The organism is Vibrio sp. 1562, assembly GCF_033340155.1.
In the GTDB taxonomy this organism is placed as follows: Bacteria; Pseudomonadota; Gammaproteobacteria; order Enterobacterales; family Vibrionaceae; genus Vibrio; species Vibrio alginolyticus.
Map to the genome: position 1 here is coordinate 1 of NZ_JAWOVY010000473.1, position 632 is coordinate 632.

General features: G+C 37.3%; 1 protein-coding gene. It reads right to left on the bottom strand.

The features are described 5' to 3' along the window. The coding region (locus R7Z49_RS25890) for a hypothetical protein (RefSeq protein ID WP_318112532.1) at positions 1 to 597 on the bottom strand (597 nt) is incomplete at its 3' end. Between the last annotated feature and the right edge of the window lie 35 nt (positions 598 to 632).

A 632-nucleotide genomic window follows, 5' to 3' on the forward strand; every position in this document is an offset into this window, starting at 1 on the left:
CACAAATTGGTCTGACACCACATTGCCATTATTTATACAGATGGGCAATACGAAGTCAGTACCACTTCCTTTTGCAAACTCCCGTACTTCTCTTAAGGTATCTTTGCTATTGCTAACTGGTACTAGTAAAGAGTGGCTAAGTTCCCTTGTTCCACGCAACTTAATATTGGGTATTGAAAAACCTCGATGTAACAGCTCCTTTGTTTTAATGATTTGCACAGAACTGAATGACTTTACGTATTGGAGTTGTGCGGTTACTAGTTCGTTATATACCGTTTTTAACTTAAACTTTGCTAGCAAATAGTCGTCTGTCAAATTACTGAGCTGATACAAAGCCTTTTTAATAATTAATGTAATTTCTGGGTTATTCAACGATGGCATCGCCAACTCTCGGTCATAGGCGTTTATTACAGCGATTTTTGGATAATGGTCCATTTCACCGACATCTGTTTCAAACTTATCCCTATCGCTTAAAATCATGTTTGTGAGTTTATCGTGTCGCTCTGTCATACCTTTAGAGCATAAAATTAAGAATCTGTTTGATGGCTTAGTTTCGCAGCTAACTAATATTGGGAGTTCATTTTTGTGGTTTGGCACAGGGATATACACCTTTCTAATATCAGAATCCTCTA